10 protein-coding genes and 2 riboswitches are annotated in these 13,156 nt (G+C 38.5%); of the genes, 8 read left to right on the forward strand and 2 right to left on the reverse strand.

The features are described 5' to 3' along the window. Window positions 1–12: 12 nt before the first annotated feature. Window positions 13–1,356 (forward strand): MATE family efflux transporter, encoded by a 1,344-nt coding sequence (locus QSJ81_RS01415; protein ID WP_285715626.1) that lies wholly within the window; start codon window positions 13–15, stop codon window positions 1,354–1,356. 54 nt (window positions 1,357–1,410) lie between these two features. Here the strand turns inward: QSJ81_RS01415 and QSJ81_RS01420 are convergent, their stop codons facing one another. Together QSJ81_RS01420 and QSJ81_RS01425 are read right to left on the reverse strand one after the other, a co-directional pair. Next, window positions 1,411–2,226: a MetQ/NlpA family ABC transporter substrate-binding protein gene (locus QSJ81_RS01420; RefSeq protein WP_285715627.1), complete on the reverse strand. Its 816-nt coding sequence runs from the start codon at window positions 2,224–2,226 to the stop codon at window positions 1,411–1,413. Window positions 2,227–2,356: 130 nt separating this feature from the next. After that, window positions 2,357–3,547 carry a pyridoxal phosphate-dependent aminotransferase gene (locus QSJ81_RS01425; RefSeq protein ID WP_285715628.1) on the reverse strand — a complete coding sequence of 397 codons (1,191 nt, stop codon included), beginning with the start codon at window positions 3,545–3,547 and terminating at the stop codon, window positions 2,357–2,359. 71 nt (window positions 3,548–3,618) lie between these two features. Further along, a riboswitch (SAM riboswitch) is annotated at window positions 3,619–3,723 on the reverse strand. Window positions 3,724–3,894: 171 nt separating this feature from the next. Between QSJ81_RS01425 and QSJ81_RS01430 the strand changes: the two genes are divergently transcribed. From QSJ81_RS01430 to buk, 7 genes are all read left to right on the forward strand, one after another. Then, on the forward strand, window positions 3,895–5,181 hold the full coding sequence (locus QSJ81_RS01430) for an MFS transporter (protein WP_285715629.1): 1,287 nt from the start codon (window positions 3,895–3,897) through the stop codon (window positions 5,179–5,181). A gap of 12 nt (window positions 5,182–5,193) precedes the next feature. Next, entirely contained in the window at window positions 5,194–6,489 is a 1,296-nt protein-coding gene (gene larAH10, locus QSJ81_RS01435) for an NPN-dependent 2-hydroxyacid racemase, LarAH10 family (protein ID WP_285715630.1), read from the forward strand. Between the two features lie 128 nt (window positions 6,490–6,617). Then, window positions 6,618–7,388: a DeoR/GlpR family DNA-binding transcription regulator gene (locus QSJ81_RS01440; RefSeq protein WP_038668607.1), complete on the forward strand. Its 771-nt coding sequence runs from the start codon at window positions 6,618–6,620 to the stop codon at window positions 7,386–7,388. Window positions 7,389–7,624: 236 nt separating this feature from the next. Next, window positions 7,625–8,506 carry an HAD-IIA family hydrolase gene (locus QSJ81_RS01445; RefSeq protein ID WP_285715631.1) on the forward strand — a complete coding sequence of 294 codons (882 nt, stop codon included), beginning with the start codon at window positions 7,625–7,627 and terminating at the stop codon, window positions 8,504–8,506. 222 nt (window positions 8,507–8,728) lie between these two features. Beyond that, on the forward strand, window positions 8,729–10,114 hold the full coding sequence (fumC, locus tag QSJ81_RS01450; RefSeq protein ID WP_285715632.1) for a class II fumarate hydratase: 1,386 nt from the start codon (window positions 8,729–8,731) through the stop codon (window positions 10,112–10,114). A 113-nt stretch (window positions 10,115–10,227) separates the two neighbouring features. Next, a riboswitch (Lysine riboswitch) is annotated at window positions 10,228–10,401 on the forward strand. 120 nt (window positions 10,402–10,521) lie between these two features. Continuing rightward, a complete protein-coding gene (locus QSJ81_RS01455; protein WP_285715633.1) occupies window positions 10,522–11,805 on the forward strand; it encodes a diaminopimelate decarboxylase family protein in 1,284 nt (427 codons plus the stop codon). A gap of 261 nt (window positions 11,806–12,066) precedes the next feature. Next, the gene (gene buk, locus QSJ81_RS01460) at window positions 12,067–13,152 is read left to right on the forward strand and encodes a butyrate kinase (RefSeq protein WP_285715634.1); all 1,086 of its coding nucleotides are present in this window, start codon (window positions 12,067–12,069) and stop codon (window positions 13,150–13,152) included. Window positions 13,153–13,156 lie beyond the last annotated feature (4 nt).

The raw sequence follows: 13,156 nt of genomic DNA on the forward strand, positions 1-13,156 counted from the left end.
TAGGTGTGAGATATGGAACAAACATATTCCTTAAAGGAAAAAACAAAACAGTTTACGATTATTTTAATTCCTATTTTGGTGACACAGGTTTTCATGTGTGCCATGACTTTCTTTGATACTATGATGTCAGGACATGCTAGTGCAAATGATTTGGTAGGCGTTGCCATTGGCTCAAGTATGTGGATGCCTGTTTTCACAGGGCTAAACGGAATTCTATTTGCAGTGGTTCCCATCGTTGCTCAACTTCTTGGTGGCAAACGAAAAGAGGAAATTCCCTTTGTTGTAATTCAAGCTGTATATCTAGCTGTAGCGATAGGAGTCGTTGTAATAATTGGTGGTGCCTATGCTGTCCAGCCTATTTTGAATAAGATGGAGCTTAATCCTGTAGCCTATGATATTGCGCAAAATTTTTTGAAAGCTATTTCTTTTGGTATTATACCTTTGTTTATATCGACAGTGCTTCGCTCGTTCATTGATACCTTGGGTTATACAAACATAACGATGCTAATTTCTATGGTTGCCTTACCAATTAACGTCTTATTTAACTATGTACTTATTTTTGGCAAGTTTGGTTTTCCACAGTTAGGTGGTGTAGGGGCTGGATGGGCTTCAGCAATTACTTATTGGTGCATTGTTATCATCAGTGCCTGCGTCATACAGTACCGGCAGCCGTTTAAGACCTACCATATATTTAGTCAGTTTTATCGATTCTCTCTTTCTGTATGGAAAGAACAGCTTAGAATTGGGATACCAATTGGTAGTGCTATTTTTTGTGAAACGAGTATCTTTGCAGTGATTACCCTGCTTATGAGTGAATTTAGCGAAGCCACCATTGCTGCTTATCAGGTAGCGATTAATGTTGCGGCCCTTATCTATATGATACCTTTGAGCATTTCCATGGCATTAACCATTGCCGTTGGGTTTGAAGTAGGAGGTAAAAGATACAAAGATGCTAGGCAGTATAGTTATATTGGGATTGGTATCGCATTGATTATGGCTGTGCTTGCTGCTCTAGTCTTATATTTTTGGAATGAGCAGGTAGCCTGTTTATATACAGAAGATGTAGCAATTCGTAATCTTGTACAACAATTTTTACTATATGCAGTATTTTTTCAATTGTCTGATGCAATTGCTACACCAGTACAAGGATCGTTACGAGGTTATAAAGATGTACGCATTACATTTATTATGGCGATGATTTCTTACTGGGTTGTAGGTTTGCCCCTCGGATATGTCTTAGCGCATCATTCCTGGCTAGGAGCTTTTGGTTATTGGATTGGATTGATTGTTGGTTTAGCTTTTGGCGCGATATGTCTATCAGCACGATTAGTTAGAGTACAACGTAAATATATGTAAAAAACTGCCCTTTTAACCAAGGGCAGTTTTTTACATATTACATATATTTAACTTTTACCAAGCGGCTGTTACAGAACCTTTAAAGTGCTCTTGTATAAATGCTTTTACTTCATCCGAGTGGTATGCTTTTATTAATTTTTGTACGGCTGGGTTTTCTTTATCTTTGCTACGTACGGCAATGATATTTGCATATGGGGAATTAATATCTTCAATGGCAATCGCATCTTTAGTAGGTACTAATCCAGCGGTAATTGCATAGTTGGTGTTAATGGCGGCAACATCCATGTCAGCTAAGGAACGAGGAATTTGTGCGGCGTCTAACTCCTTAATTACAATTTTCTTAGGATTTTCAACAATGTCAGTAACAGCTGCCTTAAGGCCAATTCCTGGTTTTAGTTTAATGAGGCCAAGTTTTTCTAACAATAGCAGAGCTCTTCCGCCGTTTGTAGGGTCGTTAGGAATAGCAACAACAGCGTTTACTGGTAGGTCGGCAATATTTTTTAATTTACTAGAGTAAATACCCATTGGGAAAATAACTGTATTTGCTAAGGATATGATATCGTAGTTGCGATCTTTGATAATGTTATCAAGGTAAGGTTTATGTTGAAAACTGTTAACATCGATATCACCTTGATTTAAAGCTACGTTAGGTTGAATGTAGTCATTAAATTCAACAATTTCAATTTTTAGGCCGTCTTTTTCAGCTATTTTTTTTACTTGCTCCATTACTTCTGCATGGGGGCCAGCAGTAACGCCTACTTTAAGTGGTTTTTCTATCTTTGCTGTACTTTGTTGACTGCACCCAGCAGATAAGCCTAGGATAAAGATGAGGGTTAACAAAAGGGAAATAAACTTAATTGATTTCTTCATAATGAATATACCTCCTATTTAATAATTCAATGGATTATTTTACGGAATCAGAAAGTATAACACTTTCTTAATTCCAAGTAAGAACGACAAGGCTTCCGCCTGCGTCTTAGGACTTGGCCTAAGCCAAGTCTTATCTTAATTTTTGCAATCTTTCTACTGCAGCTTCCAGTGTGGCTAATTGTTTGCAAAAGCAAAAACGTATAAAACGATGTTTGTCATTGGCATTTTCTTGATAGAAACTAGAACCTGGCACGACTGCAACGCCAACTTTTTCAGCTAAGTAGCGAGCAAAGTCGATATCGTTTTTCCAGCCGAAGGAGGCGATATCAGCCATAATGTAGTAGGCTCCATCAGGACGAATGCACTCAAAACCGATGGCAGCTAATTCTTTTAACATAAAGTCCCGGCGGTGACTATAAAAATCGACTAACTTTTCGTAATAAGTAGCAGCAAAACCCATGGCGTGAGCAGCAGCTTCTTGCAACGGTGCAGCTGCACCTACTGTTAAGAAATCATGCATTTTGCGTATGGACTGGCTTATCTCAGGAGATGCAATAACATAACCAATACGCCAACCTGTAACACTGTAGGTTTTGGATATACTATTAATAGTAATGGTTCTATCTGCCATACCAGGTAAGGTAGATAGAGGAATATGTTTGATTTCGTCATAGATGATATGTTCATATATCTCATCAGTAATCGCTAAAACATCGTATTGAATACAAAGCTTAGCAATCAAGTCTAATTCTTCTCGATTAAACACCTTACCTGTTGGGTTATTGGGAGTATTAATAATAATAGCTCTTGTGCGTTCAGAAAAAGCGGCGATTAATTCTTCTTGATTAAAGGAAAACGTTGGAGGATGTAATTGTACATATTTAGGTGTTGCACCGCAGAGTATAGCATCTGGGCCGTAATTTTCATAGAACGGCTGAAAAATAATAACTTCATCTCCAGGGTTAATCGTCGCCAAAAGCGTTGCCACCATTCCTTCTGTAGAACCGCAACACACGGTAATTTGTTTTTCTGGATCAATGTCAAGGTTGTAATCTCGTTTATTTTTCTTGGCAATGGCATCTCTTAGGGATTTGGTACCCCAAGTAATAGCATATTGATTGTGGTTTTCTAAGATTGCTTTAACAGCAGCTTCTTTGATTTCATCTGATGCAGGAAAATCCGGAAATCCTTGTGCCAAATTGATGGCTTTATGAGCAGTGGCAATACGAGACATTTCCCGAATGACTGATTCTGTAAAGCGGCTAGCTTTTTCTGAGGCGTATTTTCTTAGATCCTGGGTTGGTTGTGAATTATGGTTCATGCTACTTACTCCTTTTTCTTTACAATAAAAAATCTTCTTCATAAGATGAAGAAGATTTTATTTCAAAATAATCTTCATCTCCCAGGAATACTCCTGTTGGAATTGGCACCGTTCGCAGTATGCGGTGGTTGCCGTAGCTTCATCGGGCCAATCCCTCAGCTAACTCTTGATGAATATATGCTGTTATTGAAAATAATAGTAGCATGCGATCTAGGTCATGTCAAGTAGGTTTAAAAAGACAGATTCTTTTGTCAATTGACATGTAAACTTTACAAACGTATAATGTATTTAATGGAAAAGGGTCTCTCTTAGAAGGACTTAGATGCTTATTCCGGGAGGTAAATTTTATGAATCAGAAAAAAACCAATTTTCGATGGACCTTAGCAGGACTTATGTTTCTTATTAGTTTTGTTTCTTACATGGACAGAGTAAATTTATCCGTAGCCACTCCAAGCATTATGCAGGAATTAGGTTTTAGTAAAATGGATATGGGTTTAATACAAACCGCTTTCTTTGTCGGTTATGCATTTATGCAAATACCAGGTGGTATTATGGGAGAGTTTTGGGGACATCGTAGAGTCTTGGCTATAGCAGCTACTTGGTGGTCCATATTTACCGCATTGACGGGCGCTTGTAGTAACTTTACCTTTTTCGCTGCCACTCGTGCTATGTTTGGTTTAGGTGAAGGACCTATGGCGCCAGCTATAGGACGTTTTATTTATCGTTGGTTTAATCCTAGTGAAAAAGGACGTGCCTCTTCTTTCATGTTAAGTGGTGTATTTTTTGGACCGGTTGTTGGCCCAACTCTTACCGTAGCCTTAATGATGGCTTTTGGCTGGCGCTCTGTATTTGTGATTTTTGGTGTGTTAGGTTTAGTCATTGCCGGACTTTGGTATTGGCTCGCAAAGGATTCGCCTCGGACCAGTCCTTATGTTGATGTGGCGGAAGCTGATTATATAGAAGAAGGCCTCAGTGCGAATGCTGATAAAAAAGAATTGGCACCATGGCGTAGTTTCTTAGGATCTTCTCAATTTTGGGCTATTGGGATTCAATATTTTATAACAGACTATATTATGTTTGTATTTTTGGCCTGGTTGCCTTTATACTTAATGGAGGCACAAAATTTTTCACTGCAAAAGATGGGAATTGCCGCTTCATTTCCTTGGGCTGCACTTTGTATCGTAACGGCTACGTGTGGTTATATCAGTGATAAGCTGGTAGCGTCAGGTGTTTCTCGGTATAAGTCAAGAACCTTGTTAGGGATTTCTGGATTGATTCTGTGTTGTATGACACTTTATTTAGGAGCCGTAGCGACAACACCTTCCATGAACGTGTTGTGGTTGACAATCTCCCTCGGATCTCTTGGATTTACTTTTAATGCATCCTGGGCTGCTTGTCTTGACATTGGTGGTAAATTTGCTGGTTCAGTGTCAGGATGGATGAACTTTTGGGGCAACCTGGGCGGTATTGCTGCTCCTGTTGTTACGGCATGGATTGCAACAAATTATGGATGGCAGGCCGCCATTGTGGCAACTGCAGCTTCGGCTGTAGTAGGTATTATCGCATGGCTAGCTGTAAAGCCTGATGTGCCGTTGGCTGTAAAAGTAGAAGAAAAGCTGGAAAAAATTGCATAGGAGAGATGCTATATGTTAAAAGAATTTTCCTTTGGTTATGGTGATCAGGAAGTTACTATAGCCTTGCCTGAAGAACGTATCTTAAACGTGGTAGAAGGCAAAGCAGTTAAGGCTCTAGTAGATGTAGAAGCCGCTGTAGCCGCTGCACTAAATAACCCGATTGGCACACCACCTCTTAAGGAAGTAGTACAGCAAGGTGACAAGATTATGATCATAGCCAGTGATATTACTCGCAAATGGGTACGTCACGATTTGTTTTTACCAACCTTATTGAATGAATTAAATAAGTCTGGAGTACCAGATGAAGATATTTCTCTAATTGTGGCACTGGGTGCTCATCGACACCATACACCTGAAGAAAATGTGGCAACCTTTGGTCAAGAAGTGGTTGATCGTATTACCATCTTGCAAAGTTATGCTCCAGAAGCAGACGATTTTGTTTGTATCGGTCAAACGTCTCGGGGGAAAGATGTCTGTATAAATAAACATGTAGTGAATGCAGATAAGGTTATATTGACAGGTGGTATTGTTCATCATTTAATGGCTGGATTTGGCGGAGGACGTAAGGCAATTATGCCTGGTGTTTCTTCTTATAGCACGATTCAGGGAAATCACAGCTTGTGCCTTCATGATATAGTAGGGCAAGGTGTTAGCCTAGAGTGTATTGCGGGTAAATTAGAAAACAACCCAATGCATGCCGATATGTTGGAAATGGCAGAACTCCTTAAACCCGCATTTTTACTCAATGCAGTCTTTACCCCAGAGGGACAGTTCGCTTCTTTTGTGGCAGGTCACTGGCATGAAGCTTGGCTGCAAGGTTGTAAGACTGCGAGTGATATCTTTGGTGTTCCTGTAAACGGTAAAGCTGACTTGGTCATCGCTTCTGCAGGTGGATTTCCTAAAGATATCAATTTATACCAAGGGTCAAAAACAATTGGTAATGCCTTTATGGCAGTAAAACCGGGGGGAGTCGTCATTTTATTGTTAGAATGCCGTGATATGATGGAACCACCTGATTTTAGTGATTGGTTTAACTATGAATCTTTATATGACCGGGAAGTAGCCTTGCGAAAAGCCTTTACCGTTCCAGGGTTTATTGCATTAAAACTAGGTACTATGGCCAAGGAAGTTCCTCATATTGTTGTTTCTTTGCCGCGCAATAAAGAGTTTATTGAAAAAGCAGGTATGCTGGCGGCTGCTAGCTTAGAAGAGGCTGTTCGTATGGCTGAAGAAAAGTTAGGCAAGAAAGACTATACCATTACAATAATGGCACATGGCGCGAATACCGTTCCAGTGGAAGGTGTTTGAAACGATTCGATATATAATTAATAGAGGAAGTTTACAACTTTAAGGTTGTAAACTTCCTTTTGCTACTATAGTAAAAAGATTTATGCAGTTATATAATGTAACTATCTGATGTTGTTAGGAGTGTGTGCATGTTAACGAATATTAAGAGACGAAAGGATATTTTGAATCTCATCTTTAAGCTAGGGTCGGTAAAGGTGACAGCTTTAGCTCAGCAATATGAGGTAAATGAAGCAACAATCCGTAGAGATTTGAAATATTTATCTGAGAGTAATAATATAAAGTTAGCCTATGGTGGAGCTTATATGGAAGAGGGGAAAACTTGCTACTCCATTGCAGAAGTACATCTGGCCAATAAAAGGATGCAGAACTTTGAGGAAAAGCAAGTAATTGCGCGCAAGGCTGCAATGTTAATTAAAGATGGTGAAACAATTGCTTTAAATGCAGGTAGTACCGTAGAATACATTTTGGATTATTTAGAGAATATTACTTCTTTAAACGTTGTTACTTTATGTGTACATGTTGCAGTTAAAGCGGCGAGTCTCCCTTATGTGTCTGTATATATGCCGGGAGGGAAAATGAGAAATTCTTCCGGTGTTTTTTGTGGCGGCGATAGTGAAGAATTTCTGAGAAAATTCAGTGTGGATAAATGCTTCCTCGGTGTAGCTGCTGTAAATCTTAAAAAAGGTGTCATGCATCCTGTCTTTGAAGAAATTGCTAACAATAGAGTTTTACTAGATATCGCCGAACAAAAGTATATGTTATCTGATTCTTCTAAACTTGATTGTGTTTCATTAGCTAGTATGGCAGAGTTAGAAGAATTCAATGGCTTTATTGTTGATAATAAATTTCCAGATGTATATAGAGAGTTTGCCGAATTGAATAATATTGAAATTATTTAAGGTTTTGAAGAGTCCTAATATGGGCTCTTCTTTTTTTATGATTGACAAAGAATGGAAGAGATGCAATAATGAAAACGACAAGAAAATACACAATATACACATGAAGTTCATATAATAGTGATGAAATATGTGTAATTTTTATGTAAATTGTGTGCAAATATAATGAAAGGCTGGTGCGTTATTTTTGAAATGAGCCTAATGTAAAAGTCGAGAGAAAAGAGAGGAGACTTTGTATTGTGTTCAATGAAAATAAGATAGTAACAAAACAAGAAAAGGTGAAATCATTAAAAGAGATAAAGTGTTTTGCACTTGATATGGATGGTACTGTATATTTAGGGAATAAAATACTGCCAGGTGTGCTGGAATTTCTGAGTTATTTGCGTACTACGGGTAGAGATTTTCTATTTCTGACGAATAACTCCTCTAGAGATGCAACTTTCTATGCCAATAAACTTAAGGTGTTAGGCATTGATTGCAGTGTAAGTAATATTTTAACATCTGGCGAAGCCACAGCCCTTTATCTAAAAAATACTAAAAATTGCAAAAATATATATTTAGTTGGAACGCCTGCTTTAGAAGAAGAGTTTAGAAGGCATGGATTTATAATAACAGCAGATAATCCTGAATATGTAGTATTAGGATTTGATACTACATTAACATATGAAAAATTAGTTATTGCATGCGATCTTATACGGCATAATATCCCTTATATTGCGACTCATCCAGACTTTAATTGTCCTACAGAAACAGGCTATATACCAGATTGTGGTGCTATGGCTGCTTTGATAAAAGCATCAACTGGTTGTTCGCCTCAGGTTGTCGGCAAACCAAATAGGGAGATCGTGGAAGCATTATTAAATAAAAAAAATTATCCTCTTGAAGAAATGGCAATGGTTGGTGATCGATTATATACTGATATAGCTACAGGATGTAATGCGGGTATGGTCTCTGTGTTAGTACTCAGTGGAGAATCCAAGATATCAGATGTTGAGCAGTCGGTCTTTAAACCGGACTATATATTTGATAACTTAGGGGGTTTAGGTCAGGCACTTTCTGCAAGTGACAAAGAAGAGGATTTAATTCATAGCGGATTTTCTAGAGAATTAGTCGTCGGGTAAGAAAGATTGTACGGCCAAAGCCTACCGCAAGAGGTTTAGAAAGATATAGGGTAAAGGTGTTTGCAATCAATAAGGTTGTAAACACTTTTTATTTTTAGAGAAGATTTAAAATTACTGCAGGATTGTTTTTAATTATGAAGAAGAAACTAAGAGAAGATCTAATTCACGATACCTTCTTCGTTTTTAGCTTATAGGTAATGAATTGATAAAGGAGTGCTTTATATGGAATATCGTATTGAGAAAGATTCAATGGGAGAAATAAAAGTGCCAGCTGATAAATTATGGGGAGCCCAAACGCAACGTAGTTTTGAAAATTTTCGTATTGGAATCGAAAAGATGCCCTATGAGTTAGTTGGTGTATTTGCCATATTAAAGAAGGCAGCTGCCTTAGTAAATGAGAAGCTAGGTGTACTTGATACAAAACGCTCTCAGGCCATAGTTAAGGCTTGCGATGAGGTGTTAGCCGGAAAGCTAGATGGTAATTTTCCTCTTGCCGTGTGGCAAACGGGGAGTGGCACTCAGTTTAATATGAATATAAATGAAGTATTGGCACACAGAGCGACTCAGTTGCTAGCCGAAGAAAAAGAACCTTTAATTGTTCATCCCAATGATCATGTGAATAAATCCCAAAGCTCTAATGATATTTTCCCTACGGCGATTCATGTTGCCGGCGTAACATTAGTGATTGATAAACTATTACCTGCAATTGCCTCTTTAAAAGAAACGTTAGATCAGAAATCCAAAGAATACAGTGAAATTATAAAAATTGGCAGGACTCATTTAATGGACGCGACACCTCTGACTATGGGACAGGAAATAAGCGGTTGGGTGCGGATGCTAGAGCGGAACGAAGAAATGCTGACCATAGGTATTAATTTTATGCGGGATTTGGCCATGGGAGGAACGGCTGTTGGGACTGGTATTAATTCCCCAATGAACTTTGGCGAACTCGTTGCTGCAGAAATTACCAAGTTAACAGGCAAGGAATTTCGTACAGCTCCTAATAAATTTCACGCGTTAACAAGTAAAGATGAGGTAGTCGTCGTTCATGGTATGATGAAGGCATTAGCTGCTGATTTAATGAAGATTGCCAATGATGTTCGTTGGCTTGCAAGTGGTCCACGATGTGGTATTGGAGAGATTAAAATACCCGAGAATGAGCCAGGCAGCTCCATTATGCCTGCAAAAGTCAATCCAACCCAATCTGAGGCATTGACAATGATTGTTGCCCAAGTATTTGGTAATGACACCACAATTTCTTTTGCTGCTAGCCAAGGAAATTTTCAATTAAATGTATTTATGCCTGTCATTGTTTATAATTTCTTGCAGTCCATTCGGTTACTTTCGGATGGGATGAACTCTTTTAATGTTAATTGTGCGGTAGGTATACAGGCGAATACTGAGATTATTGATTTTTATTTGCACCAATCCCTAATACTTATTACAGGCTTAGTACCTCTAATTGGTTATGATAAGGCAGCTCAAATTGCTAAAAGTGCAGTAAAAGAAGGCATTACATTAAAAGAATCTGCCTTAGCCACAGGGTGGGTTAGTGAAGCACAATATGAAGAATATATGAATCCAGCTATCTTGGTAAAACCAAGATAGTATCTGTAAGGCTTCAGATGATAGGCTATCTAAACTTTTACAAAAAAATATAGGATTAGAGTTGACATGACAAACTAGATTAGTCTATACTTAGAAAAATGACAGTTGAATAGCTAAAAGATAGAGGCGCGGTATATTAAGAATATGTATCTAGAGTAGCCAGCGATGAAAGATACAAAAAGGAATAACCGCCGAAGTAGAAGGGTTTGGCAAAGGCCCTTTTGTTGGTTTTGTATTGAATAAATACAAGACTGTCATCCAATTTTGGGTGGAGTGCTATCTGCATAACTGATTATGAGATACGTTAGATTCTTATAGCGGTTTGCGGGATGGTTTCCGCAAACTGCTTTTTGTTTTACTCGATAACTTTAGCAAATAATAAACAATTTCAGGAGGTCTATACAAAAATGGCAGAAAAAACATTACCCTTTACGAAGATTGAACTAGAAGAAATTATTGAAAAATATCCAACACCATTTCATATTTATGATGAGCAGGCCATTCGAAATAATGTTCGCAAACTCTTGGCAGCCTTTTCCTGGGCACCAGGATTTAAAGAATATTTTGCTGTAAAAGCAACACCAAATCCTCATATTTTAAGGGTGTTGAGAGAAGAAGGCGTTGGGGCTGATTGCAGTTCTCTGCCAGAACTTATTCTTTCTGAACAAGCTGGAATAACGGGAGAAGAAATTGTCTTTTCCTCCAACGATACGCCAGTAGAAGATTATCAAGCAGCTAAAAAACTGGGAGCTATTATTAATTTGGATGATATTAGCCACATTGAATATTTGGAGAAGCACGTTGGTTTACCTGACATCCTTTCCTTCCGCTACAATCCAGGTCCCTTATTGGAAGGTGGAAATGATATTATTGGGTATCCAGAGGAAGCAAAATATGGCTTAACGAGAGAACAAATTTTAGAAGCTTACAAAATTGTGCAAAGTAAAGGGGTAAAACGTTTTGCTCTGCATACCATGGTAATTTCTAATGAACTAAATTCAGATAGCTTTGTTGCAACGGCAAATATGATGTTTGATTTAGTCATTGAAGTGTATGAAAAATTAGGGATTCGGATTGAAATGATAGATTTGGGTGGCGGAATTGGTATTCCTTACCGTCCAGAACAAGAAGCTGTTGATCTTGATGTTGTCAGCCAAGGGGTGCGTAAAGCTTATGAAGAAAAAATTGTGGCGAAGGGACTACATCCTTTGAAAATTACCATGGAGTGTGGCAGAATGATAACAGGACCTTATGGTTACCTCGTATCTACTGTACTGCACAAAAAAGAGATTTACAAAAACTATGTAGGTCTTGATTCTTGCATGGCAAATTTAATGCGCCCAGCATTATATGGCTCCTATCATCACATTACGGTCGTGGGAAAAGAGAATGCTCCACTAGATCATGTATATGATGTAACAGGTTCCCTGTGCGAAAATAATGACAAATTCGCTATTGACCGTAGTTTACCTCGTATTGATATTGGTGACATTATTGTTATGCATGATGCGGGTGCTCATGGACATGCAATGGGCTTTAATTACAATGGAAAATTGCGTTCCGCAGAACTATTATTAAAGGATGACGGCCAGGTGCAGATGATTCGTCGGGCAGAAACCATTGGGGATTATTTTGCTACCTTGGATTTCGAAAAAACGGAAATAAAATTAGCAGCGGCTACTAGAAAATAATTAAAAATATTTGAACAGGCAGGTCGAAGTAGACCTGTCTGTTTTTTACGGAATCAGAAAGTATAACACTTCCTTGATTCCAAGTAAGAACGACTAAGGCTTCTGCCTGCGTCTGAAGACTTGGCCTAAGCCAAGTCTTTTCTTATTTAAAAGCAGGAAATAAGAAAAATAAAATGAAATAAATAAGCAGAACATATGAACAGAATATTTGGTGAAATGTGGATACATAGAATGAATTTGAAATGTAATGGGAGGAACTTTATGGCTAAAGAATATGGGGCAGCGGAAAGGCTATTGATAATTAACCCAGGGGCAACATCAACAAAATTTGCTGTATACGATGGAGAAAAAATAGTTTTTAAAAAGACCGTCGAGCATTCTGTAGCGGATACTAGTGGCTTCATAAAAGTAGTCGATCAATATGAATATCGTTTGCGATTAATTTTAAAACAAGTAGCAGCAGAAGGGGTTGATATTGCCACGCTAAAAGCAGTGGTGGCGCGTGGTGGAATTTTGAAACCTCTTAAGGGCGGAACGTATTGTATTAATCAAGACATGGTGGATGATCTCAAGGCAGCCCAATTTGGTGAACATGCTTCCAACTTGGGCGCTGTCATGGCTTATGGGTTAGCAGAAACATTGAAGATCCCTTCCTATATTGTTGATCCTGTTTCTGTAGATGAAATGGAACCAGTAGCGCGAATTTCCGGCTTGCCTGATTTACCAAGGATCAGCCTATCCCATGCATTAAACACCAAGGCTGTTGCGCGTAAGGTGGCAAACCAACTAGGTAAAAACTATGAGGATATGAATCTAATTGTTGCTCATTTAGGAACAGGTGTTTCTGTAACACCACATAAAAAGGGTAGAATGATTGATGTAAATAATGCAAAAGAAGAAGGGCCTTTTTCCCCAGATCGTTGTGGTGGACTACCGGTAGGTCAATTTTTAAAGTTGGCTTTGTCAGGTAAGTATACCTCTGGGGAACTGCGAGAGAAATTAGGTAATAAAGGCGGAATCTATGCCTATCTTGGCACAACGGATATTCGAGAAGCATTTGCGATGGCAGATGGGGGTAATGTAGAAGCTAAGCTAGTATTAGATGCCTTTTGTTATCAAGTAGCCAAAGAAATTGGTGCTATGGCTACAGTGCTGGCAGGCAATGTAGAACATATCATTTTAACAGGGGGTATTGCCCATTCAGAACGCATTACTGATGAAATAAAGAAAAGAGTTGCATTTATTGCTCCTGTAACCGTTGTACCAGGGGAAGAAGAACTAGAAGCATTAGCTTTTGGTGCCCTTAGAGTACTAAGAGGTCAAGAGCCGGCACAGAATTATTGTTAGATAG

It is taken from the genome of Pelosinus sp. IPA-1, from assembly GCF_030269905.1.
Classification (GTDB): Bacteria; Bacillota; Negativicutes; order DSM-13327; family DSM-13327; genus Pelosinus.

Excerpts from the sequence above, each read along its gene's own strand:
- QSJ81_RS01415 (WP_285715626.1), top strand. The coding sequence starts at position 13 with ATGGAACAAACATATTCCTTAAAGGAAAAAACAAAACAGTTTACGATT.
- QSJ81_RS01420 (WP_285715627.1), bottom strand. The coding sequence starts at position 2,226 with ATGAAGAAATCAATTAAGTTTATTTCCCTTTTGTTAACCCTCATCTTT.
- QSJ81_RS01425 (WP_285715628.1), bottom strand. The coding sequence starts at position 3,547 with ATGAACCATAATTCACAACCAACCCAGGATCTAAGAAAATACGCCTCA.
- QSJ81_RS01430 (WP_285715629.1), top strand. The coding sequence starts at position 3,895 with ATGAATCAGAAAAAAACCAATTTTCGATGGACCTTAGCAGGACTTATG.
- larAH10 (WP_285715630.1), top strand. The coding sequence starts at position 5,194 with ATGTTAAAAGAATTTTCCTTTGGTTATGGTGATCAGGAAGTTACTATA.
- QSJ81_RS01440 (WP_038668607.1), top strand. The coding sequence starts at position 6,618 with ATGTTAACGAATATTAAGAGACGAAAGGATATTTTGAATCTCATCTTT.
- fumC (WP_285715632.1), top strand. The coding sequence starts at position 8,729 with ATGGAATATCGTATTGAGAAAGATTCAATGGGAGAAATAAAAGTGCCA.
- QSJ81_RS01455 (WP_285715633.1), top strand. The coding sequence starts at position 10,522 with ATGGCAGAAAAAACATTACCCTTTACGAAGATTGAACTAGAAGAAATT.
- buk (WP_285715634.1), top strand. The coding sequence starts at position 12,067 with ATGGCTAAAGAATATGGGGCAGCGGAAAGGCTATTGATAATTAACCCA.